The 25,853-nt window shown below is 34.8% G+C and carries 30 protein-coding genes; 8 read left to right on the forward strand and 22 right to left on the reverse strand.

Features of this window, described 5'->3' with window-relative positions:
* Positions 1-11: 11 nt before the first annotated feature.
* Entirely contained in the window at positions 12-515 is a 504-nt protein-coding gene (locus ACZ76X_RS01645; protein WP_479849287.1) for an N-acetyltransferase family protein, read from the reverse strand.
* 105 nt (positions 516-620) lie between these two features.
* On the opposite strand from ACZ76X_RS01645, the gene ACZ76X_RS01650 reads away from it, so the two are divergent.
* On the forward strand, positions 621-1,262 hold the full coding sequence (locus ACZ76X_RS01650; RefSeq protein ID WP_479849288.1) for an HD domain-containing protein: 642 nt from the start codon (positions 621-623) through the stop codon (positions 1,260-1,262).
* A gap of 68 nt (positions 1,263-1,330) precedes the next feature.
* On the opposite strand, the gene ACZ76X_RS01655 is transcribed toward ACZ76X_RS01650, so the two are convergent.
* The 7 genes from ACZ76X_RS01655 to ACZ76X_RS01685 all read right to left on the reverse strand — a co-directional run bounded on the left by ACZ76X_RS01655 (position 1,331) and on the right by ACZ76X_RS01685 (position 8,990).
* Positions 1,331-1,696 carry a carboxymuconolactone decarboxylase family protein gene (locus tag ACZ76X_RS01655; RefSeq protein ID WP_479849289.1) on the reverse strand — a complete coding sequence of 122 codons (366 nt, stop codon included), beginning with the start codon at positions 1,694-1,696 and terminating at the stop codon, positions 1,331-1,333.
* A 103-nt stretch (positions 1,697-1,799) separates the two neighbouring features.
* Complete coding sequence (locus ACZ76X_RS01660) at positions 1,800-3,290, reverse strand: alanine/glycine:cation symporter family protein (protein WP_098669753.1); 1,491 nt, start codon at positions 3,288-3,290, stop codon at positions 1,800-1,802.
* Between the two features lie 130 nt (positions 3,291-3,420).
* Entirely contained in the window at positions 3,421-4,905 is a 1,485-nt protein-coding gene (locus tag ACZ76X_RS01665) for an aldehyde dehydrogenase family protein (RefSeq protein ID WP_479849290.1), read from the reverse strand.
* Between the two features lie 18 nt (positions 4,906-4,923).
* Positions 4,924-5,841, reverse strand: coding sequence for a 4-hydroxy-tetrahydrodipicolinate synthase (gene dapA, locus ACZ76X_RS01670; RefSeq protein WP_479849291.1), 918 nt, complete (start codon positions 5,839-5,841; stop codon positions 4,924-4,926).
* A 1-nt stretch (position 5,842) separates the two neighbouring features.
* Complete coding sequence (locus ACZ76X_RS01675; RefSeq protein WP_479849292.1) at positions 5,843-6,784, reverse strand: proline racemase family protein; 942 nt, start codon at positions 6,782-6,784, stop codon at positions 5,843-5,845.
* On the reverse strand, positions 6,781-7,818 hold the full coding sequence (locus tag ACZ76X_RS01680; protein WP_479849293.1) for a proline racemase family protein: 1,038 nt from the start codon (positions 7,816-7,818) through the stop codon (positions 6,781-6,783). The genes ACZ76X_RS01675 and ACZ76X_RS01680 overlap by 4 nt, the downstream gene beginning before the upstream one ends.
* Positions 7,815-8,990 carry an NAD(P)/FAD-dependent oxidoreductase gene (locus ACZ76X_RS01685; protein ID WP_479849294.1) on the reverse strand — a complete coding sequence of 392 codons (1,176 nt, stop codon included), beginning with the start codon at positions 8,988-8,990 and terminating at the stop codon, positions 7,815-7,817. The genes ACZ76X_RS01680 and ACZ76X_RS01685 overlap by 4 nt, the downstream gene beginning before the upstream one ends.
* 181 nt (positions 8,991-9,171) lie before the next feature.
* On the opposite strand from ACZ76X_RS01685, the gene ACZ76X_RS01690 reads away from it, so the two are divergent.
* The 4 genes from ACZ76X_RS01690 to ACZ76X_RS01705 all read left to right on the forward strand — a co-directional run bounded on the left by ACZ76X_RS01690 (position 9,172) and on the right by ACZ76X_RS01705 (position 12,740).
* Positions 9,172-10,833, forward strand: coding sequence for a sigma-54 interaction domain-containing protein (locus ACZ76X_RS01690; protein ID WP_479849295.1), 1,662 nt, complete (start codon positions 9,172-9,174; stop codon positions 10,831-10,833).
* A 73-nt stretch (positions 10,834-10,906) separates the two neighbouring features.
* Positions 10,907-11,179, forward strand: coding sequence for a (2Fe-2S)-binding protein (locus ACZ76X_RS01695; protein WP_098669746.1), 273 nt, complete (start codon positions 10,907-10,909; stop codon positions 11,177-11,179).
* Positions 11,176-11,508 carry a (2Fe-2S)-binding protein gene (locus ACZ76X_RS01700; RefSeq protein ID WP_479849296.1) on the forward strand — a complete coding sequence of 111 codons (333 nt, stop codon included), beginning with the start codon at positions 11,176-11,178 and terminating at the stop codon, positions 11,506-11,508. Before ACZ76X_RS01695 ends, ACZ76X_RS01700 begins: the two co-directional genes overlap by 4 nt.
* Positions 11,505-12,740: an NAD(P)/FAD-dependent oxidoreductase gene (locus ACZ76X_RS01705; protein WP_479849297.1), complete on the forward strand. Its 1,236-nt coding sequence runs from the start codon at positions 11,505-11,507 to the stop codon at positions 12,738-12,740. The genes ACZ76X_RS01700 and ACZ76X_RS01705 overlap by 4 nt, the downstream gene beginning before the upstream one ends.
* Before the next feature lie 24 nt (positions 12,741-12,764).
* Here the strand turns inward: ACZ76X_RS01705 and ACZ76X_RS01710 are convergent, their stop codons facing one another.
* Both ACZ76X_RS01710 and ACZ76X_RS01715 read right to left on the reverse strand, forming a co-directional pair.
* On the reverse strand, positions 12,765-13,073 hold the full coding sequence (locus ACZ76X_RS01710; protein ID WP_000447750.1) for a YxcD family protein: 309 nt from the start codon (positions 13,071-13,073) through the stop codon (positions 12,765-12,767).
* Positions 13,061-13,510: a hypothetical protein gene (locus ACZ76X_RS01715; protein WP_048525932.1), complete on the reverse strand. Its 450-nt coding sequence runs from the start codon at positions 13,508-13,510 to the stop codon at positions 13,061-13,063. Before ACZ76X_RS01715 ends, ACZ76X_RS01710 begins: the two co-directional genes overlap by 13 nt.
* Before the next feature lie 259 nt (positions 13,511-13,769).
* On the opposite strand from ACZ76X_RS01715, the gene ACZ76X_RS01720 reads away from it, so the two are divergent.
* Together ACZ76X_RS01720 and uptA are read left to right on the forward strand one after the other, a co-directional pair.
* Positions 13,770-14,534 (forward strand): DUF1836 domain-containing protein, encoded by a 765-nt coding sequence (locus ACZ76X_RS01720; protein WP_000447235.1) that lies wholly within the window; start codon positions 13,770-13,772, stop codon positions 14,532-14,534.
* 234 nt (positions 14,535-14,768) lie between these two features.
* Positions 14,769-15,374, forward strand: a complete 606-nt coding sequence (gene uptA / locus ACZ76X_RS01725; protein WP_061664652.1) for an undecaprenyl phosphate transporter UptA — start codon at positions 14,769-14,771, stop codon at positions 15,372-15,374.
* A gap of 51 nt (positions 15,375-15,425) precedes the next feature.
* Here the strand turns inward: uptA and ACZ76X_RS01730 are convergent, their stop codons facing one another.
* A complete protein-coding gene (locus tag ACZ76X_RS01730) occupies positions 15,426-15,899 on the reverse strand; it encodes a DinB family protein (RefSeq protein ID WP_479849298.1) in 474 nt (157 codons plus the stop codon).
* A gap of 140 nt (positions 15,900-16,039) precedes the next feature.
* Here ACZ76X_RS01730 and ACZ76X_RS01735 point away from each other — a divergent pair, with 140 nt between their 5' ends.
* Positions 16,040-16,264 (forward strand): hypothetical protein, encoded by a 225-nt coding sequence (locus ACZ76X_RS01735; RefSeq protein WP_479849299.1) that lies wholly within the window; start codon positions 16,040-16,042, stop codon positions 16,262-16,264.
* 38 nt (positions 16,265-16,302) lie between these two features.
* Here ACZ76X_RS01735 and dltD read toward each other — a convergent pair whose 3' ends face one another.
* From dltD to ACZ76X_RS01790, 11 genes are all read right to left on the reverse strand, one after another.
* Entirely contained in the window at positions 16,303-17,484 is a 1,182-nt protein-coding gene (gene dltD, locus ACZ76X_RS01740; RefSeq protein WP_479849300.1) for a D-alanyl-lipoteichoic acid biosynthesis protein DltD, read from the reverse strand.
* Between the two features lie 268 nt (positions 17,485-17,752).
* Positions 17,753-18,280, reverse strand: coding sequence for a GNAT family N-acetyltransferase (locus ACZ76X_RS01745; RefSeq protein WP_070807308.1), 528 nt, complete (start codon positions 18,278-18,280; stop codon positions 17,753-17,755).
* 119 nt (positions 18,281-18,399) lie between these two features.
* Complete coding sequence (locus ACZ76X_RS01750; RefSeq protein WP_479849301.1) at positions 18,400-20,022, reverse strand: peptide ABC transporter substrate-binding protein; 1,623 nt, start codon at positions 20,020-20,022, stop codon at positions 18,400-18,402.
* Between the two features lie 20 nt (positions 20,023-20,042).
* A complete protein-coding gene (locus tag ACZ76X_RS01755) occupies positions 20,043-21,044 on the reverse strand; it encodes a C40 family peptidase (RefSeq protein WP_479849302.1) in 1,002 nt (333 codons plus the stop codon).
* Between the two features lie 39 nt (positions 21,045-21,083).
* Positions 21,084-22,145, reverse strand: coding sequence for a dipeptide epimerase (locus ACZ76X_RS01760; protein WP_479849303.1), 1,062 nt, complete (start codon positions 22,143-22,145; stop codon positions 21,084-21,086).
* A gap of 154 nt (positions 22,146-22,299) precedes the next feature.
* The gene (locus tag ACZ76X_RS01765) at positions 22,300-22,626 is read right to left on the reverse strand and encodes a DUF3870 domain-containing protein (RefSeq protein ID WP_000271329.1); all 327 of its coding nucleotides are present in this window, start codon (positions 22,624-22,626) and stop codon (positions 22,300-22,302) included.
* A gap of 258 nt (positions 22,627-22,884) precedes the next feature.
* A complete protein-coding gene (locus ACZ76X_RS01770) occupies positions 22,885-23,241 on the reverse strand; it encodes an FtsB family cell division protein (protein ID WP_479849304.1) in 357 nt (118 codons plus the stop codon).
* Between the two features lie 395 nt (positions 23,242-23,636).
* Entirely contained in the window at positions 23,637-24,227 is a 591-nt protein-coding gene (locus ACZ76X_RS01775; protein WP_479849305.1) for a DJ-1/PfpI family protein, read from the reverse strand.
* A complete protein-coding gene (locus ACZ76X_RS01780; RefSeq protein WP_479849306.1) occupies positions 24,224-24,715 on the reverse strand; it encodes an ankyrin repeat domain-containing protein in 492 nt (163 codons plus the stop codon). Before ACZ76X_RS01780 ends, ACZ76X_RS01775 begins: the two co-directional genes overlap by 4 nt.
* A 390-nt stretch (positions 24,716-25,105) precedes the next feature.
* Positions 25,106-25,336, reverse strand: a complete 231-nt coding sequence (locus tag ACZ76X_RS01785; protein ID WP_000789033.1) for a hypothetical protein — start codon at positions 25,334-25,336, stop codon at positions 25,106-25,108.
* Positions 25,337-25,538: 202 nt separating this feature from the next.
* A complete protein-coding gene (locus tag ACZ76X_RS01790; RefSeq protein ID WP_000426643.1) occupies positions 25,539-25,802 on the reverse strand; it encodes a hypothetical protein in 264 nt (87 codons plus the stop codon).
* Positions 25,803-25,853 lie beyond the last annotated feature (51 nt).

Genomic DNA, 25,853 nt, shown 5'->3' on the forward strand with positions numbered 1-25,853 from the left:
TTAATCATAACTTATAAAACTTTATAATAAATAACTGTAGCATCCAAACTACCATTTGGAGAAATTGCGTATTCTGGTATTTTTCCAGCTTCTTGATAGTCTAATGATTTATATAATCTATTTGAAGGGTCTCCTTCTCTCGTATCTAACACTAAAAGAGACCTATTTTCTTGCTTCGCTCGTTCCTCTGCTTTGTGCATAAGTGAACGTCCAATGCCATTACGTCTAAAGTTTGGATGAGTCATTAACTTACAAATTTCAGCTCTATGAATCCCATTAGGCTTTGTAACTAAATGTAATTGAATACTCCCTGCCACTTCATTATTTATTTTAGCAACATATAAGATCACTTCTGGTGCTAAAACAGTTTCCCAATACTTCGCTGATTCTTTTTGATCCAGTGGAGGTAAAAAACCAATTGACGCCCCATCATTTACAACCGTTTTCAAAAGTTCAGACAGCTCTTCCATATCATCATTTATTTGCTTAATCTCTTCAATTACTAAATTTCGCATTACTAATCCCCCTTTTGTTTCATTGTACCAATTTTTAAAGCAGGAATAATGATATACTAAGATGAAATTCTTTAAAACATGATTTTTTAGGGAAAGGATAACGATATGAAATATATATTAGATAGAACATATGCAAAAGAATTACTCGAATGGGCATATGAACAAAACCCCGGTCCTTGGTTTGAACATTCAATAAATGTTGCTCAGGCAACTGAAAACATAATTATAGAACTTATTAAAAATGGGTATAACCTAGATGCTGATATAGCATATAATGCTGCCCTTTTGCATGATATCGGAAGATACAAAGGTTTTACCAAATCGGTCATTCATTCTTATGATGGTTATATGTATATGAATGATTTAGGGTATACAGGAAACGCTGTTATTTGTGTTACACACTCATTCCCATGCAAAAATGAACATATAGATATCGCAGCAGAGTGGAGTCTCGTTCCTGACCATATGAGAATCCAGTTAGTTGAAATATTGAATGAACATTGTAACTACGATTTATACAATAAGATAATTACTCTTTGTGATGCTCTTGCTGACGCGGATGGTTTTACTACGCTGGAAAGAAGATTGATTTCCGTTGGTTTACGTCATGGTACAACGTCTCATACATCATTACATTGGAAAGGGTTTTATGCAATTAAGAAAGAATTAGAAGCTTTAATCGGTAAAAGCATATACACAATTCTTCCTGATGTAGAGAATTCGATTTATGAAGATATAGAATATTAAAGTGAATAAAAATTTAATTTCACATAAAAAAACGTTTTAAACTTTATGTTTAAAACGTTTTTTTACATTCAATGCTTTTGATTTTTCAGTTCTGTTAAACATTCCTGTACTAAAGTTACCGCTTGACTCATTGCAGCTCCGCCAGCAAATGCTGCTGATACACCACACGCTTCCAGAATTTCTTTATCTGAACACCCTTGATCAAGACAACCTTTTGTATGATAAACGGTACAATATTCATCTTGCGTTGCTAGACTAATTCCTAATGCAATAAGTTGTTTTTCTCTTTTTGTTAAAGAACCCTCTTGAAAACAAGCTTGCGTGAATGCATTATATGTTTCAGCAATTTCAGGAATTTGGTTTGTAAAACTACCGATTCCTTCTTTATAATGATGTAGAACGTCATTTACTGAACTATGTTGTTCGTGTTCCATCTTATTATTACCTCCATTCCAATTATATGTACCTATTGTAGTATGTGATGAAAAGAAGGCAATATACGCCGCCAGAAAAGAATGAATATTCAGTTTATTACAACTACAACTTCAGACTATCATCCACTACTGATTGTTCTTTATAGTTTTTCCTTTCAATCTCTTTACTTCTCTCCTCCCAAAAAACTAATCCTTCAATCCCAACTTTTTTAGGATCAAACACTGGATCTTTCCCTTCTTTTTTCTGTGCTTCATAATCTTTTAACACTTTTAATGCGATTTTACTTAATAATAGAATCGCGATTAAGTTTAACCATGCCATGCTACCAATTCCTAAATCTCCAAGATTCCATAAAAGTGAAGCTGATTCTACGCTACCGATGTAAACCATAATTAAAAATCCAATTTTTAAAACTGGTTTTAACCAGCTATGTTTAAGCTCACGATCTAAATAAGTAAGTGTCGTTTCAGCGATATAGTAGTATGCGAGTAATGTTGTAAATGCGAAGAAGAAAATTGCGATTGAAATGAATAATGGACCAAACCCTGTCATAACGGTTTCAACTGCTTGTTGTGTATAAATTGGACCTGCATCAACATTCCCTATATTCTTTACAATAGCGCTTTTTCCTTCAGGTATAACATTATACATACCTGTTATTAAAATCATAAGAGCTGTCGCTGTACAAACAACAATTGTATCGATATATACAGAAAACGCTTGAACTAACCCTTGTTTTGCAGGATGGGATACTTCAGCAGCAGCGGAGCTATACGTCGCTTCTCCAACACCAGCAACATTTGAAAATACAGCGCGTTTTACGCCCCATGCGATTGCCGCACCGACGATTCCGCCAAACATTTCATTTACACCAAAAGCACTAGAGAAAATTAAAGCAAACATACTTGGAATTTCTGTTACATTCGCAATTAATACGATACATGTAACAATTACATATCCAATTGCCATAAATGGAACAAGCATTTGCGAAACGCCAGCAATTCTCTTTACGCCACCAAAAATGATTGCTGCTAATAATACGACTAACAAGATACCAGTTATATATTTGCTAATCCCATTAGAGTTTTCGAATCCAACTGCTATACTACTAGATTGAATACCTGGTAATAAAACACCATATGAAAGTGTTACAACGACCGCGACAATGACTGCAAACCATTTCATTTTCAAGCCTTTTTCAATGAAATAAGGTGTACCACCACGGTATTCATTTCCAACTTTACTTTTATACACTTGAGATAATGTTGATTCAACAAAAGCACTAGCTGCTCCTAAAAGAGCCATTATCCACATCCAAAATACAGCTCCAGGTCCGCCAAAAGCGATAGCCGTCGCGACCCCTGCAATATTACCTATTCCAACCCTACCTGATAAAGCTAAACAAAATGCTTGAAAGGATGAAATTCCGGTCTCTGAGCTCTTCCCTTCAAATAATAGTTTAATCATCTCTTTAAAATAACGAATTTGTAGAAAACGAGTTGCAATTGTAAAATACACACCTGCCCCTAATGCAAAAACAACTAACCCAATACTCCATACTTGCCCTACTAACCACTCTACTAATTGCTCCATCCAAATCCCCCTTATCATTCTTTTGAAAGCTATTTTATATATAAGAAAACGGACAACTATTATAAAATCTTCCAGTTGTCCGCATCTCTTATTATTTCATCCCTCTATTTATTAATAGTTAGATTCTCTTTTACTTTATATTCACCCAAACGCTTTTCACTTCTGTATAGTTATCAAGCGCATATGAACCTAACTCACGACCGATACCAGATTGTTTAAACCCACCAAATGGTGCCGCTGCATTTTCTAAGTTATAATCATTAACCCATACTGTTCCTGCCTTTAACTTATTGGCGACTTGATGTCCTGTTTTAATATTTTGTGTCCATACGCCCGCTGCAAGCCCATATGACGAACGATTTGCTCTTTCGATTACTTCTTCCGTCGAATCAAATGGAAGTACAACGACAACAGGACCGAAGATTTCTTCCTTAACTATCGTCATATCGTCCGTAACATCAGTGAATACTGTTGGCTGTACAAAATACCCTTTTTCAAATGCCTGTTCACCGCCAGCAGCAACAGTCGCGCCTTCAGCTTTTCCTTGTTCAATGTAATGTAGTACACGCTCTTGTTGCTTTTTAGATACGAGTGGCCCCATTTCCGTTTCCTTCTCCATACCTGCTCCAAGTTTCACGTTATTCGCCATTTTCACTAGTTCATTTACGACTGTTTCGTAATGTTTCCGGTGAACGAACACGCGAGAACCGGCACTACAATTTTGGCCGTGATTATACATAATGCCCTGGAATGCGCCGTTAATCGCTTCTTCTAAATCAGCGTCTTCTAAAATGATATTTGGTGATTTACCACCAAGTTCTAACGTTACATGTTTAATAGTTTCTGCAGATTGACGCATAATATATTTTCCTGTAACTGTTGAACCTGTGAAGGCTACCTTATCAATATCATGATGGTTTACAATTGCCGCTCCAGCTTCAGGGCCGAAACCTGGCACAAAATTTACGACACCGCTTGGAAAACCTGCTTCTTTAAAGAGCTTCGCTGTATATAATAATGATAAAGGCGTTTGTTCTGCTGGTTTTAATACGATTGTACAACCTGTTGCTAGTGCAGCTCCCATTTTCCAAGAAGACATAACAAGAGGAAAATTCCAAGGAATAATTTGCCCTACAACCCCAACAGGTTCATGGCGTGTATAATTTAAGTAATCTTTTGAAATCGGAATTGTTTGCCCAATAATTTTCGTAGCCCATCCCGCATAATAACGATAATTTTCTACAGTCGCTGCAATATCATCATCCAGTGCTACTTGATATGGTTTCCCGTTATCTAAAGCTTCTAACTGCGCCAATTCTTCCCGGTGTTCTTCAATTAAGTCTGCTAATTTATAAATAAGGTGCGCTCTTTCAGCAGTAGTCATTTCTGCCCAAGTTCCTGATTCAAATGCAGATCTCGCCGCTTTTACTGCCACATCAATATCCTCTTCTTGTGCTTCATAAACAACTGCAAGAACATCTTCTGTCGCTGGATTATATGTTTCAAACGTCTTTCCGCTAATGGAAGGAACAAATTCACCATTAATAAACATTTTAATCTCTTCATTTAAAAACGCTTTCACTTTTGGTTTCAGCTCAATGTTTGTCGTTAACATATATGATTTCCTCCTTATTTAAACAGCTGCATGAGTTGCGATTTTTGAAATAAGCATTTGAAGTTTTTGATCTTCTTCTTCAGTTAAACCGAGTCTCGGATAACGAGAAGGCCCTCCAGCTTGCCCATGTAATTCCATTGAGCGTTTCACGATTTGTACATACTTTCCTGATCCTTCAAGAAACTCGCAAAGTGGTAAAATCGCATCGTTAATTTCCCAAGCTTTTTCTAATTCGCCATTTTGGAAATGCTCATACATTTTCGTAACAAGTCCCGGTACGATATTTCCTGCTACTGAAACCCATCCCGTCGCACCAACTAAATAAGATTCCATAACTAAATCTTCAGATCCGCAAAATACTTGAAAAGCCCCTTCGCCTTGTCTTACTAAATCTCTAGCTTTTCGAATATCTCCACTAGATTCTTTAATATGTGTAACATTTTCACATTCTTTTCCAATGCGTAACATGAGCTCAGTACTCATATCAACTCCAGATGTAAATGGATTATTGTATAACATAATTGGTATATTTACAGCGTTTGAGATTTCTTTAAAATGAAAATAAATTTCCTCTTCTTTCGGTTTACAATAGTACGAGTTAATAATTAATGCACAATCCGCTCCATGTGCTTCGGCATGTTTCGTATATTCAATCGTCTCTTTCGTCGTTTCTGCTGCAGTTCCAACAATAACTGGAATACGTCCATCAACTTCTTTTAATACTGTTTCTACCATTTTAAATCGTTCTTCTTTTGATAAACTAACAAACTCTCCTGTACTTCCATTAATAATAATGCCAGCTACTTTTTGCTCAATAAAATAGTTTACGTTTTGTTTTACACCGTCCCAATTAATTTCTTGCAACTCATCCATCGGTGTGATTAATACTGGAAATGCCCCTTTAATTTTTTTCATATTTATCTCTCCCTTTACCATTTTATTTTAATAAAAATCCTGTCGGAAACGGATCTGTAGGGTCTAATAGAAACGTCTGCATCCCTGTAATAAACCCTCTACTTTCAAAACGAAAAATATAACCTGTTTCTTTCTTCTTCACTTTTTCAACAGTTATAAAACTATTAAATATACTTTCATTTATAAAAGGTTTATCCGCTATATGATCATTTTTAAATAACGCGTGAACATAAGACACTATAGTCGAAACAAACCCCGGCGAACGTATGATAAAGTTATCTTCATGAAATGTAATCGACTTTATATGGTTCTTCTCTTTCTGCGTGGAATCTACTAAAATAAGCCTTTTTATTAGCGACTGTTTTTGTATAGCTTGGAGTGTAGCTTCCCCCCATTTTTTCAATTCAGAAATATTTTCAATACGAATTTCTGGCGAATACGCACCTTTTTCTACAACTGCATATACTTTATCTGCCTGTATGAGAGAGTAATTTATATTACCAACTTGTAAATTTTTCTCAATCATATAACATAGCTTACTTTCGAACGAAACAGATACAACTTCATCATTCTCTACATACGCATAGACTGAATATATGCCAGATAACGTTTCGATTTTGTATTGATTCGTCTCTCTCTTTTTTACATACCCACTTTCTAGTAACATCGTTATGACTGCGACAATACCTCCATAATGAAGCGGAATTGACCCTTCATGATTAAAAAATAATACAGCTGCATCGACTTCCGTATGAATAGAAGGAACGACGATACATCCATTTAAACCGATAAAACCACGCGGTTCATTTAATAAAAGCTGTATTTCTTCTGCTAACTCACCTGAAAATTGTTCGTTTAATTGCTCTAAACTGTAGTAGTACTTGCATGGTACATCTTTTATTACACGAAATGCCTCGCCATTTACGTGTACATCTACTGCTGTATACATTTTTTGAATGTTCATTTTACATCCTCCGTTTCATGTTCCATCGGCGGAATTAGCAAAAAGCCTTCTTTCAGCGGATCCTTTTCATTGTAAAAAAATCTATGCATACCCATAAGCCAAGCTGAACCTGTAATTTTCGTTACGACAGCTTCCATATTTTCAACATTTGTCGTATTTATGACGCTTCCTTTAAATAAAGAGCCAACGATACTTTCGTGAATAAACTCTTTATTCATCTCAATTTTTTGATTTGCGTATAATACAGCTAACTTCGCTGATGTTCCTGTACCACATGGAGAACGATCAATTCCCCCTGGTGGAACGACAACTGTATTTTTTACATGAGCACTTTCATGAGTAGGACCTGTATAAAATTCAATATGGGTTAATCCTCTAATAAATGAATGCTCTGGATGAATGATTTCAAATTTCTCATTAATGATATTTCTTATATGAATAGCCTTATCTATGATTGTAGATGCGTTTTCTGGTACTAACTCTAAACCTACCGATTTTGCATCGATAATGGCATAAAAGTTCCCTCCATACGCAATATCAGCCTCTACAGTTCCAATGTTTTCGACGTCTACAGTAATATGTTTTAATAAAAAAGCTGGTATGTTACAAAAGGAGACTTCTTTCGCCTTTCCATCTTGAACAAAGATATCCACTTCAACTAAACCGGCTGGCGTATCTAACTTTAACGAAGTAATCGGTTCAACTACTGGAATTAAACCTGATTCAATTAAAGCTGTACACACACCAATTGTATCGTGACCACACATCGGTAAATATCCACCTGTTTCTATGTAAATAACACCAATATCAGCTTCAGGATGACATGGATCTGTTAATAATGCTCCTGACATTACATCATGACCACGCGGTTCATTCATTAACAATTTGCGAATCCAGTCATACTCCTTTTTCATATGTAACATCTTCTCTGCCATCGTCTCTCCAATTAACTTAGGCAGTCCGCTAATCAATGTTCTTGTTGGATTCCCGCCCGTATGTGTATCAATCGTCGTAAAGACTCTTTGTGACCTCATCCATTTAACACCCTTTCTGTAAAACGACTCAAACGAAGTGGTTCAATAGGAATGATTGTTTCTTTTTCATTTAATATCTCTTCAATCACTTTCCCTGTAACTGCGGCAAGACTAATGCCATCCCCTTCATGCCCTGCTGCTATAAAGTAATTCGGGATATGTTCCACACGTGAAATGATTGGCAAATGGTCTTCTGTCCACGGACGTAATCCAGCGTATGAACGAATCACCATCATATCTGCCATTTTCGGATAAAAACGAATTGCTCTGTTCGCAATACATTTAATTACCTCATTATTTATCCTCGTATGAAATCCTACAAACTCTCTACTACTACCAATTAAAAAATTTTGGCTTTCTGTCGGCTCAAATACAAGAGCTACCCCATATTTTTCAGTTAAAGCATCCACTTTTCGTTTTCCGCCAAATTTAGAAATTAAATAACCAAATTCCATTACTTTACGGCAACCAACGTGTTGTTGCCTTGATGCTACAATAATATGCCCCTTTCTCGGTTCAATTGGGATATTTACATCAAGCATTTGTCCGATTTTCGGAGCCCACACACCGGCTGCGTTTACTACTTGCTTCGCAGTAAACGTCCCATTTGTCGTTTCTATAATAAAGGAACCGTCTATATCTCTTTTCATTTCTTTTACTTCCGTATGATTAAATGCTTTCGTACCAAATTTCTTCGATTCTGCAAGAAGTGAAAAAGCGAGAAGATATGGATTTACAGTCGAATCCGTTGCGCATTCTAACCCGCCTAATAAATCATCTGCAAAGAATGGCGATTCCGCTCTTATATCTTGCCTATCAAGCATTCGAAACGGTAAACCCGCTTCTTTTTGACGATTCACCCATTGCTGCGCTGCTTCCATCTCTTCGTCCGACTCACATACGAGAATACTTCCTGGCGCCCTATATTCAAATGAGTGCTCTAACTCTTCACTTAAATCAGTTACTAATTTTTGACTTACTAACGACATTTGACTATCAAACCCTGGGTCTTTATCAATAGCCAAAATATTTCCGTCACACCGTGAAGACGTCCCACTGACAAATTCTCCTTTTTCAATGATTGTTACGTCTCTTCCATATTTTGAAGTGTAATAAGCGATTGAACATCCTATAATTCCACCACCTATTATTAAAACGTCGCAGTGCCTCACGTAGCACGCCTCCCTTCTTTTTAATCCCTCACTTTCTTTTATGCAATTGACGTGCCAACTCTGCATATATACACTTTTTACAAATAATATTTTTATTTGTAAAAATATTTTGAATTTATCATAAATAGGTGTATTATTTTTTTATCACTGTCAAAATTTTTATACATAATAGGAGGTCATTATGACATTCTCATTTCCCACAATAAAAGAATTTCTAAGAACATTATCTATTGATCATACATATAGCATTCAACACATTGAACAAGTTGACGAAAAATTTTATTACCGACCTTCTACTACAGAAGAATATACTTGTGCAGTTATATATGAAGATGACTCATTCACCGCTTTAATTGACGGGTTTTCCAATGAACTAGCCGGTATCATAATGAACCGAAATAAAGAGCCTATATGCTGTATAACGGCACAGCAAATCATTCCGTTTCTTGTTAAGTCTTACTATGAACTACAATCTTTCTATAACACCGTAATACAAACAACTGATTCTTCCGTTACAGTCATCGATGATAAAGAATGTGTTCGTACTTGGACAGATGGCGCCGAAAAAATTTTTTCAGTCAGTCATAATGAAATTATTGGACAACCTATCACTCGCTTTTTTGACTATAAAGATTTGGAAATTTTACAATCATTACATGACGGAAAAAGCATAATTGCTCAGTTCCATCAGCCCCGTCCAGATCTGTTCGTATTAATTAATTCAAACCCAGTGTATTGTAACGATGAAATTATTGGAGCCGTCGTTTCAGAAACTGATGTTACGAATCAAGTTGCTTTAAATGAAAAACTATTTAATATGTCACATGAAATGCACCGTTTAGAACAAGAGGTCGCAAAGTATAAAGATGAATCAGACCCTTTCCTTGCGATGAATGGAAAGAGCCCTGTTATACAAAGAACGATACAATTAGCTAGAAAGGTGTGTTCGGTGAAATCAACTGTTTTAATACTCGGCGAAAGTGGTGTTGGAAAAGAAGTATTTGCGAAAGCGATTCATGATGCAAGTGAAGCAGCTAAAGCTCCGTTCATTTCAATTAACTGCGGCGCCATTCCAGAAGCATTATTTGAAAGTGAATTATTCGGCTATGAGCGCGGGGCATTTTCTGGTGCAAATAGTAAAGGTAAGAAAGGTAAAATAGAGCTCGCACAAGGTGGCACATTATTTCTTGATGAAATAGGAGAAATGCCGCTCGATATGCAAGTAAAGCTTTTGCGTGTACTACAAGAAAGAAAATATTACCGAGTTGGTGGAGAAAAAGAAATAAAGATTGATTTCCGTATTATCGCTGCTACAAATCGTGATTTACAAGAAGAAATGAGAAAAGGCACGTTCCGAGAAGATTTATACTATCGCCTAAATGTAGTTAGTTTGCATATTCCACCGCTACGCGAAAGACGTGAGGATATTATTGAATTAACTTATTCTTTCTTAAACCATTTTTCAATCAACTATAACAGACCAATTCGTGACTTACCTTCCAGCATTATGCATGAACTGCTTCATTACAATTGGCCAGGTAATATTCGCGAGCTTCGTAACGTTGTTGAAAGACTTGTCGTATTTGCGACTGACGGCATTATAAAACAAGAGTATTTACCATTTCATACAACTGAAACGTTAGAGAATCATACGGCTCATTCCCTATTACTCAGCAACAATAATACGATTCTCTCTTTGCAAGAAGAGATGGATGAACATGAGAAGAAAGTCATTGAGAGGGCTTTACGCATTTTGAATGGGAATAAATTAGAATGCGCAAAACAGCTCGGTGTTACGAGGGCTACCTTATATAACCGTTTAAAAAAACTTGGGTTACAATAACCGTTTCCCTCCTCTATATTGGCATAGTTTTTGCATAATAATTTGTGCAAACCGAACTAGAGGAGGAATACATATGACGAATAAAGATCATGTAATTGTTTGTCGATGTGAAGAAGTTACATACGGTCAACTTCAATCGACAATTGCTGAATATAATTGCTCGGCAAGAGAATTAAAACTAAGAACACGTGCTGGTATGGGATTTTGCGGTGGCCGCACATGTAGAATGATGATAGATCGAATGATTGAAAGTGCAAATCCTGACGTAACTACTAATGAAATTCCATTAAAATATCAACCACCAGTGCGTGCAGTTACCTTTGGAGCGGTAGGTGAAAATAAATGAATAGAATTACCCATCACCCTGTTTTAGGGAGTTTAAATAGTAGTAAACGTATCACTTTCCAATTTAACGGTCAACAATATGAGGGATATGAACATGAAACGATTGCGGCCGCTTTACTTGCAAACGGAATAAGAACTTTAAGAGTGCATGAAGACAGCGGGACGCCGCGAGGTATTTACTGTAATATTGGACATTGTTCTGAGTGCCGCGTCACAGTAAATAATCAAACGAACGTACGAGCATGCTTAACTGTTGTAGAAAAAGATATGATTGTTGATAGCGGCAAACAGCATCCAAATATCGTGAGAGAGATGGTGAAAAAACGATGAACGATGTCATTATTATCGGTGCTGGACCAGCAGGTTTATCAGCCTCCATCTCTTGCGCTCGATTTGGTTTCAATGTACTTGTTATTGATGAATTTATGAAGCCTGGCGGAAGGTTGCTCGGTCAATTACATCAAGAACCTACTGGAGAATGGTGGAACGGCATAGAAGAATCAAAACGCCTTCACGAAGAAGCAAAATCACTTTCAGTTGATATTCGATGTGGTATTTCCGTCTATAATTTAGATAAAGATGAAAGCACTTGGTTCGTACATACGAATATCGGTACGTTAGAAGCACCGTTCGTTCTACTTGCTACTGGCGCTGCTGAGTACTCCATTCCCCTTCCTGGTTGGACACTTCCAGGAGTTATGTCAATCGGGGCAGCCCAAGTAATGACAAATGTACACCGCGTTCAAGTTGGGAAAAAAGGAGTAATTATTGGTGCTAACATTTTGTCATTCGCTATTTTAAATGAATTACAATTAGCGGGAATTAAAGTGGAACATATCGTGCTTCCTGAAAAAAATGAATTAAGTCAAAAGGCTGGTGAACCAGAAGAAGTATTAAATTCTCTCTTACATGCTGCCCATCTTGCCCCGTCACCTTTATTACGTATAGGTAGTCGATTGATGAAATATAATTGGGCGAAACAAGCTGGATTAAACTTCTATCCAAATAAAGGTATGAACATAAACGGCACACCTCTTCACCTTCGAAAAGCAGCTCTTGAAATTATCGGAACAGATCAAGTTGAAGGTGTACGGGTTGCTAATATTGATACGAAAGGAAACGTCATAACTGGATCGGAACAAGTATATGAGGCAGACTTCGTTTGTATTGCCGGTGGCTTATACCCTCTTGCTGAGCTAGCCGCTGTAGCTGGTTGTCCGTTCCGTTACATTCCGGAATTAGGCGGTCATGTTCCTCTCCATTCCGAAACAATGGAAACCCCTCTTCCCGGTTTATTTGTAGCTGGCAATATAATTGGCATTGAAAGCGGGAAAATTGCAATGGCACAAGGGACTGTCGCTGGATATTCTATCGTAAAACATACAAATAAAAAATCTCATTCGGTTGAACAACACTTACAACAAGCGATTCAACATGTACATACCGTACGTCATCAAGCTGCCATACAATTTAATCCAATGATTGATGTTGGTAGACGCAAAATGAATGAAATTTGGCGTGATTATTCCCTTGCGTATGCACATACTAAAAAGAGCTGCTGAGATTTCTCCCAACAGCTCTTTTTCCTACTCGTCTGAGTTATTAAATTTCGCTAATGCGTAAATGCCTTCTTCATCATCTAATTCAAGTTGTAATCTTGCTGCAAATGAATTGACATTATATTCTCTGTCAAGTAATAAGCGTAGTGCTTCGATTAAGTTCGCTTGAATTAAAATTTGCTGGCGACCATTTACCTCTACTTCAGCAGAGAAACCGTAGTCATCGTCGTACATGAGTTCAACTAAAACTTCTTCTGGGCCAACTTGTCTTTTTTCAGCAATATATATGCAAAGCGCATTAATTAATTCTTGTTCAGAAATTTTTATTGTTTCCATGCTACTTCATCTTCCTTTTTCTTACGTTGATCTTTGAAGTATTTAAATGCACGAACTGCTAACATTACGATACCAGCCATTACTAACATATTTACCATAAATGCTAATACAGAACCAAGAGCTCCCATATTTGCAAATAAGCTACCCATTAGTAAACCACCAAGACCACCTAGTAATAAACCTTTCATAAAGCTTCCTTTATTACTTTTTGGTGCTGTGTTTGTTGCTTTTGTTTTTGAATCTGTTGTCGTTTTTTGTGAATTCACATTATTATCTTTTTTGTTCAAATCAACTTTTGACTTTTGGCCAGAAGTTGGTGTGTATGATTTTTTACCAGATTTGTAACCCTTCGCTGCTGCGTGGTCTACAAACATAAAGCTACTAGCTCCAAAGATAACCATGAATGCTGTCATGACTGCTACAAGTTTTTTCAACATATTATATCCATTCTCCTTTTATATAGATATATGTGAAATCTACCTTTCTAGTAAATTCAGAATGATAGATTTGTTTTTAAAAACATTTTAAAGGTTCTTATGAACTTATTATATGAACTTTTGTCGAAATATGCAAGTATTATTTACTTCCGACAGTTTGGTGACAAAGGAAAAATTAAGCAAAACAGAATTGACTTTAAATGAAACAAAACATATTATAGGTTCATAAGAACTTTTTATTATTTTTGGAGGTGAAAAGATGGAAACATTTCATCTCACACGAAACGAAATGGCTACCCTTCTTCTATCATTAAGAGGATGGAATACGAAAAAGCCTCTCGGTATTTTACAAGAAGCATGGGCGAAGTCACATAAAAAAGATATTGAAAGCGGACAAAGCGTAACTGCTTTTATTACTACCGCACTTTCACCTATTTTTGAAAAACTAATTAAGATTGAAGATACGGACGTTGGTTTTTCATTAAATGAAATAGTTGCGCTTGGAAATCAAATTGAAAACACAAGTTTCTCAGTAACGGCCATGCAAAACTGGGTGAAACGAGATATAAAAGAAATGATTGGCTCCCCTCAAAAAGGAAAAAAATATTCAATTGAACAAGCAGCCTTACTATTCATTGTCGAAGATTTAAAAACAGCACTTGATTTTGAATCCATTCGTAAGCTATTACGCCTTATCGTAAATGACCCAGCCGATCGAAGTGATGACTTAATCAATCCTGTTCATTTATATGGAGCATACTCTTCCCTATTTGAAGAACTCAATCAAGGGAATTGCTTACAACTAAATGCAACAGATACAATCCATACAATTGAAAACATCGTAAAAGAAAGAGCTGATAAAATTGCAAGCAAGTTCGATCAAGTTAACAACGAACAACGCGAAGCAATTCGTAACGCCATTATTATCGCCACACTTTCTGTACATACCGCATATGTACAAATGTTAGCGAAACGTTACGTAACAGCAACGTTATTTTTACAGAACTTAGATGTGAAGCCGTAAAAAATAGGAGCAGAAATGCTTCTATTTTTTTATGAGAAATTATTAATAATCTTTTCATTATCTCTTCATGAAAACAGAACTTATATGCTTTACTATAATACTTATCAGAGACATAAAAGAATTGAAATAGCAATCCCCTATACAAATAAGGTATAATCTACACATAGTGAATCTTTTATGTTATTAAGTATAAGGTTCACCTATTCAAAAATACATAAACTAGAAGGTGCAACAATGGTAAGTAGTTTTATTCATTCAGTATTAACGTTTTTTGAGGGATTAGGTTATTGGGGCATTATGCTTGGACTTATGATTGAGATTATCCCAAGTGAGATTGTCCTTGCTTATGCGGGATTCCTAGTATTCAATGGTAGTATCTCATTTGTGGGTGCAGTTGTATTCGGTACAATTGGCGGCGTTATTGCTCAAATCTTTATTTATTGGCTTGGACGGTACGGTGGACGACCTATATTAGAACGATACGGAAAATATATTTTCATTCATAAAAAACATATTGATGCAGCTGAAGATTGGTTTAACCGTTACGGGACTGGTGTAATTTTCACTGCTCGCTTTATCCCAGTAGTGCGTCATGCAATTTCAATTCCTGCTGGTATTACAAAAATGCCGTTATTACGTTTCACTACATTAACAGCACTTGCAATCATCCCTTGGTCTATTATTTTTATTTATTTAGGTGAAAAACTAGGTCAAAATTGGGAGAATATAAATGATATTGCGGGACCGTATGTGAAGTCTTTCGCAATTGGCGGCGTCATACTTATCCTACTATACTTCATCCTTAAAAAATGGACAAAAAAACGTAAAAATCTTGCTTAAGACAATATAAAAACCGCTAATAATTCATTACGAATGTTAGCGGTTTTTATATTAGACTTGATTATGTATTAAAAATTGGGTTATTTCTTCCTTATGCCTTAAGTCATGCTGAATGAGTGATGAAAAATAATGATTCAACCCTACTCTTTTAGTACCAATTTGAAAATCATTATAAAAATTATCGGCAGGAATTCGCTCAATTTCTTCTACTAATTGTTTACGAGTATAGCTAAACTGATTGATAAGCTCTTCTCTTGAAATACCTGATCTTGCATATATAATTGCACTCTTATTCATTTCCTCTACATCTGTTGGAAAATGGGGCACTGATTGAGTACTAATAAAATAAGGAATTCGATACTTCATTACAAAATCATCCCAAATAATAAAGTGTGAAATCACATCTGCAATTCCCCACGAACCATTTTTAAATGATTGAAACCATATATCATCAGGTACTTCCTTCAATGTTTGACACCATTCTATTATATTTAACTTTTCTTCTAAAATATTTTCTTTCCTCATTATGCATTCCTTTCTCGCACTTGTAATTCATTCATATGAATATCTTCTAGGAATTATATAAAAAGCCTCCATAATTATGTGGATAAGCAACAATTCACTCATCCATTTCGTATATTAACTCTAAAAGGAGTGATTTCCCTATGCATTGGCAACAAAAAATACAATACTTAATCGGACGCCCTATCGGTATTTCCTTCATAAATGGGCAGGGAACTTCTGGTGTATTATGTTCAGCACATGATGGTCAATTATATGTGTATGAATACCTTTATCAAGCTCAGTTCGCAATGAAGCATTATGATTTTAGACAAATTCAAGATATACATGCCTTTCCGAATTGCCCACTTCAAAATCCTCTATACTAAAAAAGGAACAGCTTATAGCCGTTCCTTTTTCTCCACACTTATTTTTCAGTATAAAAGTTTTGCACTGCTTCATCAAAGTAAATCCAGCCTTTCCAACCTAAATGAATTGTATCTTTTAAGAAATACTTATCATATTCATGGCCAGAAAAGTCAACTACTGGGTATCCTGCTTTCTCAACTTGTTCCCGAACTTTTTTATAATACACTTCACGGCGTTCTTTAGGGAAACCAGCGTAATCATACCACGGTCCATTTACAGGTACAGAAATGAATAGTGGCTTAACATTTTTCTCTTTAAATATATTTAAAACAATTTGTAAGTCATCATATTCTGGTGATTCTTCATATGATTCATTTGCTCTAAAGTTTTTTAACCCTTTTAATTTTTTCTTTAAATTATGTTTATAGTAATACGGATTTTCAATTCCGAATGTGTTTGTAGTAGATTCCGCTTTTCCTTCTTCTTCTGCATGTTTACGTGCATCTACCCAAGAAATTGAACGTAATCCCATATTTGTTTTTTCTTTCATCGGTTCAATCTTAAATAAGGAGTTAAATAAATCTCTATGATCTAAAATATTACGATGCATATAAGCAAGTGGTTTAACTAATCCTGCTTTTATGTTATGTTTCGTATCATTATATACAATACCTTCTAATGAATTTTTTAATATATCATCTTCTTGAACAACTTTATAATCTAATAGTCGTTTCGCAATTTGCTTCTTCATTTCAACATTTATTTTATCATTAAAAATAAAATGATATGCTTGTTGCTTAGAGAAGTTGTTCGTAAAATCCCCCTGTGATACCCCAGTCTTTGTAAACCATTGTGGTGATAAAACAAAGACTACCTTTTTACCTTCTAATCCATCCATAGTAGACGTCATATTTAATATATGAGCTAAACTTTGCGTACCGCCAACCCCCATTAAATATGGCGTAAAACCTGCCGGATTTACTTTAAAGTAATTAGATGGGTGATATGCATCCATTCGTAAAAATTCAGATGAACCATACATCGGTAAATACTGTGAATTCTCTAACATTTTTTGCTGTAAGAAAACACTTTGTAGTTTTTCTTTTTGTAAGGAGGTTGCAGCATCTTCTACCTTCTTATCACTAATAAATGATACGAAACTTTTCGATGGGATTAATATGATAATGAAAAAAAGCAAACATGCTAAAATTATCGGACCAAAAGCATGCTTCATTTTCATCGTCTCTTCCTCTTCCTATTGCTATTAAATTGTAACCCTTGTTTTTGACACGCCATCATTTCTCTCCTTTTTCTCTATACATGTTCCATTCTATTTATCTATTATATACATGTATGTATTTCTTTCCTTGTTCTATTAAGTCCTATACAAATAGCGCAAGAAAATGTTTCCATAGAAACACGTTAATTATACAAGATTCTACATAAATTTCACACTGGAAATTTAGTAATAATTTTATTATTAAGACATGAAAAAACATATAAAATGTCTATAATTCATCAGAAGCTATATTAAATTCAAAATAAGATAAGGTACGTCCACTATAATCAACATTATGAGTATATGTAAAACCTAACTTTCGTAAAAGATTTTTCGAATTGTCATTTGCTATTTTCACCCTAGCAATTACTCTTTTTACCCCCATCGTCTCTTTTGCATATTGAATAGAAGCCCCTGCCGCTTCTGATGCATATCCATTTCCCCAATAGTCTGGATCAAGTAGATACATAATCTCTATTTCATCAGTTTCATCCACTTTTCTTAAACCACAATGTCCTAAAAGCTTTCCTGTTTCACTATTAAATAACAACCATACACCAAAATTATACTGTTCCCAATGTAATATAAGATTCCTGATATAATCATTTGCTTCTTCTTTTGACATTCCTCGTGATTTAGCAAGCCATTTGCCAACAGCTTCTTGCTTTAATATGTTATAAAATTGATCAACATATTCTATACTTGGTTTCCTCATGAACAATCTTTTTGTACATATTACTTCCTTTTCTTCAAACATAAACATCATTCCCATCCAAACGTTTTATACAGACCAGTAAATTATACCACGGACTATTTCTCTAACTTTAAATAAGAAAAACAGACTATCACACAGGTGAAGTCTGTTTCTCCATACTTTTATTTTTGTACATCTGCCCATTTTAAACTAGTTGCCGGGCCGAATTGATGTACATATAAATCTTTCACATATGGCTTTTGTAAGTATGATAACCCGCGCTGGAATACCGGTGCTATTACTGCATCATCTAGCAGCATTTTTTCCGCATCTTGCATTGCTTTCCAACGAGTTTTTTCATCATTACCTAATTCTGTTTTAATCTTCTTAATTAAAGCGTCATATTCCGGATTTGCATATTCTGTATTGTTCACACTGCTTCCAGAAAGGAATACTTCTAAGTAAGTCATTGGATCTGGATAATCCGGTAACCAGCGTGATAGTGACATTTCATATTCTTTCTTCTTCTCTAACGCTAGTTTTTGCGTATGCGGTTGTAATTTTACATTTACCTTTAAGCCTGGTAAGTTTTTCTCTAGCTCTTCTTTAATGTATTCTCCTACTTTTTTGAAGTTTTCTAAGTCATAGTTTAATAACTCAAGCGTCACTTCATTTGTACCTGTTTCTTGCTTCGCCTTTTCCCAATATTCTTTCGCCTGTTTTACATCCGTCTTATTAAACTCACCTGCCGTACTTCTAAAGTCTTTTTTATCAGGGCCTTTTAAGAACCCTTTAGGTACGTAATAGTTCGCTGCTACCGAACCATCATTTAAAAACGAAGTCGCAAGTCCTTTCTTATCAAACACTGTACTTAGCGCAAGACGTGCATTTTTATTTTTAAGAATCGGTACATTTTCATTGAATCGGAAGAAGTACATAACCGGATCTGTATATTGTTTAAGCTCTTTATTATTTTTATATTTATCTACGAATTCTGTTGAAATGACAGCTCTATCAACTTTATCTGTTTCATATAAATTTACCGCAGTTGAAATTTCTTTTACAATTTGATAGTTTATTTCATCTAGCTTCACTTCTTTTTTATCCCAATACTTATCGTTTTTCTTCATTGTAAAACTCGCTTCATGCTTCCACTCCGATAATGTAAATGGTCCGTTATATACCGCTTTATTTGCTTCTAATCCGTATTTATCACCTTGTTCTTTCGCATATTTTTCGTTAATTGGATAGAAGGACGGTAAAATAAGTAGTTTTGTAAAATATGGTACAGGATGTTCTAACTCTACAACGAACGTTTTATCATCCTTTGCTTTTACTCCTAATTCCTCTACCCCTAATTGTTTCTTATTTATTTTCTCCGCATTTTTCACATCGTACGCAATGTATGCATATTGAGAAGCTGTATCCGGATTAATAAGTTGCTTCCAAGCGTATACGTAATCTTGTGCTGTTACTGAGTCTCCGTTAGACCATGTCGCATCACGCAAGTGGAATGTATATGTTTTCCCATCTTGACTCACTTCATATTTTTGTGCTCCAGCTTCAATCACTTCATCATTTTTTGATAAACGGAATAATCCTTCCATTACGTTATTTAAAACGTTAAACGATACCGCATCTGTTACTTTCCCTGAATGTAAAGACGGGATTTCACCCGTTTCTAGTAACTGTAATACTTTTTTCTCATCTTTCGGCTTTGTCGTTGTTTTTTCTTTTGCGCAGCCAACTAAAAATGAAGAAGCTAATAAAGTACTAACTAATGAGTAACGAACAACTTTTTTCATTTGAAAACCCCCTCTACTTTTTAAGGTAAATAACGACGAGCACCAGCGTATTCTTCTATATATCCTGGTGTATTGAGCGGTATAATCTCTACTGATCTTTCAGCTCTCGGCGAGTGAATCATATTTCCGTCACCAATATACATCCCCACATGATGAACACTTCCTTTTCCTTGATCATGTGCAAAGAAGATTAAATCTCCTTTTTGTAAATTCTCTTTATCAACTGCAACTCCATTTCTCGATTGCGGACCTGAATCCCGCGGAATTGTAATACCGTGTGATTTATAAATCGTATGTGTAAATCCAGAGCAATCAAATCCAAAGCCACTTGTACCAGCCCATATATAAGGTAATCCTAAAAACATTTTTCCAGTGTTTATTAAATCATCAGCCGCTGGAGTTGGAATATCATTTTGCGAACGGTAAATTGTGCCATCATTTTTTCGTAGCCAAGCTTTCTGTCCGTTTGGTAACAACACGCGGTATGAAATCGTATCTTCACTAAGTAGTGGCAATCGCGTATTATAGCTCACTTCAAGTGATTTATGTTTTTCAGAAGGATTTATATATAAAATTGCTGTCGGTTTCGTCACTAATACGAAAGGTTCATTTGTTTTATTTGCAAATTCTTGATTATATGTTAATTGTTTTTCAGGCATCCATCCTGGGTAGCCTTCTTCATTTCGCGGTGTTGGTTGACCATGGACTAGCACTTTCACCCAGTCTCCTTTTTTATCAACAACCGTTACTTCTTGACCTAATAGCGCTTGCGTTTCTAATTTATTTGCATTTGTTAACCAAAGTTTCTCATCAAGCGTCATTGATTTCGTCCATTTCCACAAATCAACTGGATTTGTAGCACTCGGTTTATCAATTGGTCGTAATGAATCAGGCGTGGTCCAAAGTGTTGCGGCAGATACATCGATAAATGCCTTACTATCTTTCTTCTCTTCAGCATGTGCTGATGTAAACGATGAAAATATAAATAAAGTTGTTAAAAATGCAGTTCCTACTTTTTTCATACATATCCTCCTTAAAAGATAGTTTACTAGTCTTTTCTCCTAAGATTTACTATTCACTGTCGATTGAAGGTTTACCTTTGACCCAGAATAAGTCATTCCTTCTGGTTCTTCCATTAACCAAAGCGGTGCATCGAGATCGAAGTAATGAATATTAGGATGGGCAGCTGCTAAATGGGCTACAGCACTAACAGAAAGTGAGGATTCCATCATACTTCCAACCATACATTTTACACCAGCTGTTTCAGCGATATCGGCAATACGCCACGCTTCACGTATACCGCCGCATTTCATTAATTTAATATTAATTAAGTCTGCATATCCTCCTTGAACGATTTTCAATGCATCACTTGCTGAAAATATGCTTTCATCTGCCATAATAGGCGTTTGCACATGATCTTTGACGTACTTTAATCCATCCCAATCTTTCGCATGAACAGGTTGTTCAATAAATTCAATATTTAAATTGCGATTTTCCATCTCTTTAATGATAGAAACTGCCTCTTTTGGATTCCACCCTTGATTTGCATCTAATCGTAACGTCGTATTTTTTGGTACGCTATTTCGAATCGCTTCGATACGTTCTAAGTCTAAAGGAGCAGATTTCCCCACTTTAATTTTTAAAGTTTGAAATCCTTTTTCTACATGCTGCTTTGCCTCTTTTGCCATAATGAAAGGTTCATCTACACTAACGGTAATATCTGTATAAATTTCTTTCTTCCCGCCTAATAATGCATAAAGTGGGACGTTTTGATATTGACAATACACATCATATAAAGCGATATCTACCGCCGCTTTTGCACTTGGATTTCCAATACAACTCATTTGAATGTGCTGTAGTAACTGCTGAAATTGAATAATATCTTGATCAATTAAACAGGAACGTATTGGCCCTAAAATGGCTTCTTCAATCCCACTTGCGAAATCACCTGTAATAACTGGTGTTGCGGCTGCAGCACCCTTACCAACAATCCCTTCATCTGTATGAATATATACATCTATACTTTCTATTTCGGTTACGGTACGAAGCGCCGTTTTAAACGGTGTGTGAAGATTAACACGTCTACGATTTACTTTTACATCAGTAATTTTCATATTGTTCATCCTTTCGTTCTCTAACAAAGCGGAGCTTTAATCTTTAAAAACAAATTATGTTTTTACGTACAATTCATTTCCTCTTTCACTTACTTTCAATGCAAGAGATTAATATCAAATAAAAAAATCCAGCCATAAGAAGATTCTTACGGCTGGATTTTGTCTAGGAATGTGTAGACAAAGCAGCAATTTGATTATATTTTTTCTGTGCATCTTTTAACGCTACAAGTAGTGCCTTTTGAGACGAACCGAAATAACGATCTTTTATTTCCATTACTAATGTTGGATCATTAATATTTTTATGTAGAAACAAATATTTAACGAATTGAGATGTTAATGCAATTGTCGCTGAGCAATCTGCATCTACAATTTCCCCAGTCTCCTTTACAAGTACAAACGCTACAAAATAGCTCTTAAACTTTTCAGTAATAGGATTATTTTGAGGTGCTTTCGCATCCCCTACGACATAAATTGTATTTGAAGCGTACACAGCTATCTTCCTTTCTAATACGGGATAACGGTTTTCTTAATAGTCGTATGAGTGATAAACTCAACGTTGATTAAAAAATGTATCCGCTCACCTTGTATTATAATACAATTGACAGAATTTTAACAACATTTATTTTCGTATATATTCCATAAGTATAAAAACAGCTCAAACTCTTCATTTTTACAATATGTAATTGTTTCTTGTACCATGCTATTCGTACATAAAAAACAGTTAGCTATCGCTAACTGCTCAATTACACTACTTCGGCAACACAAATATAGTTTCATTTGACTTAGAAAATTGATATTCTTTTCTGGCAAACTTCAAAATTTCTTCCTCATCGTCTGTTAAATTTTCTATGTTAGACTTTAAAGACGCCTCATTTTTCTTTAAAGAAACCAATTGTTTTTTTTGATTCGTTATTGTATCTTTTTTTTCTACGATTATTTCTTGTTGTTTCGTTAAAATAAATTGAACGTACAAAGTAGCCGCCGCAATAAAGATAAACATGAATATAAATCGCCTTAGTTTTTTCTTATTAATTGCTCGATTCTCATTGGACTGTGATAGTTGTTCTTGTATATTAGGAACATTTATCCGCTTGAGTTTCCTCATTATGAAATCCCCCTAACACATATATTTTCACTACCATCGGCATGATCTCTTACTAACTTTAATTCTATTCTTATAAAATAAACTCCTTCATAAAAATATCTCACAAATTAACCAATTAAAGATAGCATTCGACGACATTTCCATATTTACATTGAATTTTTTTATGTATGCTGACATAAAATAGTAGTTTCTGTTATTCTTTTTCTACTATTGTAGAAGAGTTTTTTTACATACGAAATTTCTCCTTGTAATAACATGCTTGCAAGGAGAAAAAAGATAAATTGTCGTATATTCGCTAAAACTGAAATTATTGTTTCTGAACTAAAGTTTTAAGCATAGATTATCTGTTACGAAACTTTGCTACATATAAAAAGCCCAAGTTGGGCTTTTTTATTTTACAAATCAATATCATATTCCATGCTTTTTGCCGTATCCTCAGCAATCTCCACACCTAACAAATTTTTCACAATATGAAATGACATGTTAATACCAGCTGAAATACCTGCAGATGTAATAATGTGACCTTCATCTACAAATTTCACATTCTCCATTATTTCTACATTCGGAAAATCTTTTTTGAAAGTTTGAATACTAGCCCAATGCGTTGTTGCTTTTAAGCCTTCCAGTAGACCGGCTTTCGCAAGTAATAATGCACCCGTACAAACTGAAGTCATTAGTTTTACTTCTTTCATTTGCTGACGAACCCAATTTATTATAATATCATTTTTCACTTCGTTTTCCCAAATACCTTTACCACCTGGAATGATTAGAATATCAACTGGTGGTAAATCCTCAATACTATAATCCGGCTTTACCTTTAATCCGTTTCTTGCTGTAATCATTTCTCCATTTTGGCTAACTGTATAAACAGTAAATGGTTTTTCTTCCTCCACTTCGGTTACAGAAAAAACTTCAAATGGTCCTGCAAAATCTAACACTTCTACATCATTAAATAAAAATATGCCTACGCTCCATTTATTTATCATACGTTCACTTCCTGTTTTAAATGATGTAAAAGGTGATCATACCCTTTTTCTAACGCAATATCATAAGCTGTTTTTCCATCATTTTTCTTAATCGCTTTATTAGCTCCATTTTCAAGAAGTAACATAACTATTTCTTCACTTCCTAATAATGCTGCTTCATGTAACCCTGTCCAACCACCACTTTGTATAGCTTTTACATCTGATCCTTTTTCAATTAAGAAAGCAACAAGCTCACTTTGTTTATTCGCGATTGCCGCTTGCAAAGGTGTATTTTCATTTTCGTTTTTTGCTCTAATATGTATATCTGCACCACTTTCTAAAAGAAAACTTGCTATCTCTTTTTGTCCAAAATAAGCCGATAAATGAACTAGAGTCCAACCATCGTCACTAAATTCGTTAATAGCACTTGGATTCGTCTTTATAAACTCCACCACTTCTTCCTTATTACCACTTATAATAGCTTGTACTATTGATTGTAAAATCGCCATAATAATCTCCCATCTCTCAAAATATTTAAGTATACTCTTCTATATGTTCTATTGATTATTATATTTTCCTGTCAACACATTAGTTTACATAATAATATTATCTATTTTTCGTTTTAAAATAGTGAGAACTATGATTTAATTTCAATATATCAAATAATATTATTCCAATAAAAAACAATCCATTTTAAAAATGGATTGTTTTTTTATTTCTTTTTTGTGCGGTTTATTTTATTTTTCTATTTCCAATAATGATTTCATTCCCATTAATAAAAATGAAATGCGAATATTTAAATGCGAATTGCAGTACGTTTTTTCATTTGAAAGCTATTTTTTCACTTACCCTTACATTTGAAAAACATGAATGTAAACCCTCTAAAATCAGCAGTCTTATCATACCAATCTATAACAATTCTGTCTTCTTCCCTTACCTGTTTCCTTTAACACATACGATTTTAATACGAGCGACGTTAATGAATCCGTTAATGTTTTATATGATAAATTAGATAATGCTAATAGATCGTTCGTATATAGCATTCTATGCTTCTCTAATAATAATAGTACTAATCGTTCAGACGGTTTTAATGCTTCGTCACTTTCTAGTATAAAGTCTATATTTTTCATTTCTCTAATTATTACTCCTTATATAAAAAAATACTTACGCAACTAATTTAATATAAAAATAATACACAACAAAACTTGAGGTATATTAAAATAACATCGTTCCAAAACACTATTATACTATAACATAGAAAAAGCATTCCCCGAAATAGGAAATGCTTTTTTAAGTTACTTATTGGTTTCTTCTCAATTAATATGTTCTACCTTAAATATTTCTTGCAATATGCGGCTTACTATAATGACTTGTTCCACCACCGCCTACTACTACTTTACCGCCTTTTTCAAAAATTAATAATTTACTTGAACCATCTGCAAGAAGTACTATTACTTCGGCATTGTTACTTGTTGCTACATAAATTACATAGCCACTTTTTGATATACATGTTTCCCAATTTGCATCAAATTCTGATCTTACTACACGATTGGAATACACTTGATTTTCAACTCTATCTTGTGCTTCGTTTTCCAAAATTTATCCCCCCTACTTCTCTAAAATATCATTTACAAAAAATAACGGTTC

Source organism: Bacillus sp. BC05(2025), from assembly GCF_056725905.1.

What these genes read in the sequence shown, in the direction of transcription:
- ACZ76X_RS01705 (WP_479849297.1), top strand. Translation starts at nt 11,505, where the DNA reads ATGAACGATGTCATTATTATCGGTGCTGGACCAGCAGGTTTATCAGCC.
- ACZ76X_RS01675 (WP_479849292.1), bottom strand. Translation starts at nt 6,784, where the DNA reads ATGAACATTCAAAAAATGTATACAGCAGTAGATGTACACGTAAATGGC.
- ACZ76X_RS01730 (WP_479849298.1), bottom strand. Translation starts at nt 15,899, where the DNA reads ATGAGGAAAGAAAATATTTTAGAAGAAAAGTTAAATATAATAGAATGG.
- ACZ76X_RS01745 (WP_070807308.1), bottom strand. Translation starts at nt 18,280, where the DNA reads ATGTTTGAAGAAAAGGAAGTAATATGTACAAAAAGATTGTTCATGAGG.
- ACZ76X_RS01750 (WP_479849301.1), bottom strand. Translation starts at nt 20,022, where the DNA reads ATGAAAAAAGTTGTTCGTTACTCATTAGTTAGTACTTTATTAGCTTCT.
- ACZ76X_RS01655 (WP_479849289.1), bottom strand. Translation starts at nt 1,696, where the DNA reads ATGGAACACGAACAACATAGTTCAGTAAATGACGTTCTACATCATTAT.
- ACZ76X_RS01780 (WP_479849306.1), bottom strand. Translation starts at nt 24,715, where the DNA reads ATGGCGATTTTACAATCAATAGTACAAGCTATTATAAGTGGTAATAAG.
- ACZ76X_RS01710 (WP_000447750.1), bottom strand. Translation starts at nt 13,073, where the DNA reads ATGGAAACAATAAAAATTTCTGAACAAGAATTAATTAATGCGCTTTGC.
- ACZ76X_RS01715 (WP_048525932.1), bottom strand. Translation starts at nt 13,510, where the DNA reads ATGTTGAAAAAACTTGTAGCAGTCATGACAGCATTCATGGTTATCTTT.
- ACZ76X_RS01785 (WP_000789033.1), bottom strand. Translation starts at nt 25,336, where the DNA reads ATGAAAAATATAGACTTTATACTAGAAAGTGACGAAGCATTAAAACCG.
- ACZ76X_RS01770 (WP_479849304.1), bottom strand. Translation starts at nt 23,241, where the DNA reads ATGAGGAAACTCAAGCGGATAAATGTTCCTAATATACAAGAACAACTA.
- ACZ76X_RS01775 (WP_479849305.1), bottom strand. Translation starts at nt 24,227, where the DNA reads ATGATAAATAAATGGAGCGTAGGCATATTTTTATTTAATGATGTAGAA.
- ACZ76X_RS01735 (WP_479849299.1), top strand. Translation starts at nt 16,040, where the DNA reads ATGCATTGGCAACAAAAAATACAATACTTAATCGGACGCCCTATCGGT.
- ACZ76X_RS01755 (WP_479849302.1), bottom strand. Translation starts at nt 21,044, where the DNA reads ATGAAAAAAGTAGGAACTGCATTTTTAACAACTTTATTTATATTTTCA.
- ACZ76X_RS01650 (WP_479849288.1), top strand. Translation starts at nt 621, where the DNA reads ATGAAATATATATTAGATAGAACATATGCAAAAGAATTACTCGAATGG.
- ACZ76X_RS01645 (WP_479849287.1), bottom strand. Translation starts at nt 515, where the DNA reads ATGCGAAATTTAGTAATTGAAGAGATTAAGCAAATAAATGATGATATG.
- ACZ76X_RS01695 (WP_098669746.1), top strand. Translation starts at nt 10,907, where the DNA reads ATGACGAATAAAGATCATGTAATTGTTTGTCGATGTGAAGAAGTTACA.
- dapA (WP_479849291.1), bottom strand. Translation starts at nt 5,841, where the DNA reads ATGGTAAAGGGAGAGATAAATATGAAAAAAATTAAAGGGGCATTTCCA.
- uptA (WP_061664652.1), top strand. Translation starts at nt 14,769, where the DNA reads ATGGTAAGTAGTTTTATTCATTCAGTATTAACGTTTTTTGAGGGATTA.
- ACZ76X_RS01680 (WP_479849293.1), bottom strand. Translation starts at nt 7,818, where the DNA reads ATGAGGTCACAAAGAGTCTTTACGACGATTGATACACATACGGGCGGG.
- dltD (WP_479849300.1), bottom strand. Translation starts at nt 17,484, where the DNA reads ATGAAAATGAAGCATGCTTTTGGTCCGATAATTTTAGCATGTTTGCTT.
- ACZ76X_RS01760 (WP_479849303.1), bottom strand. Translation starts at nt 22,145, where the DNA reads ATGAACAATATGAAAATTACTGATGTAAAAGTAAATCGTAGACGTGTT.
- ACZ76X_RS01700 (WP_479849296.1), top strand. Translation starts at nt 11,176, where the DNA reads ATGAATAGAATTACCCATCACCCTGTTTTAGGGAGTTTAAATAGTAGT.
- ACZ76X_RS01690 (WP_479849295.1), top strand. Translation starts at nt 9,172, where the DNA reads ATGACATTCTCATTTCCCACAATAAAAGAATTTCTAAGAACATTATCT.
- ACZ76X_RS01660 (WP_098669753.1), bottom strand. Translation starts at nt 3,290, where the DNA reads ATGGAGCAATTAGTAGAGTGGTTAGTAGGGCAAGTATGGAGTATTGGG.
- ACZ76X_RS01720 (WP_000447235.1), top strand. Translation starts at nt 13,770, where the DNA reads ATGGAAACATTTCATCTCACACGAAACGAAATGGCTACCCTTCTTCTA.
- ACZ76X_RS01665 (WP_479849290.1), bottom strand. Translation starts at nt 4,905, where the DNA reads ATGTTAACGACAAACATTGAGCTGAAACCAAAAGTGAAAGCGTTTTTA.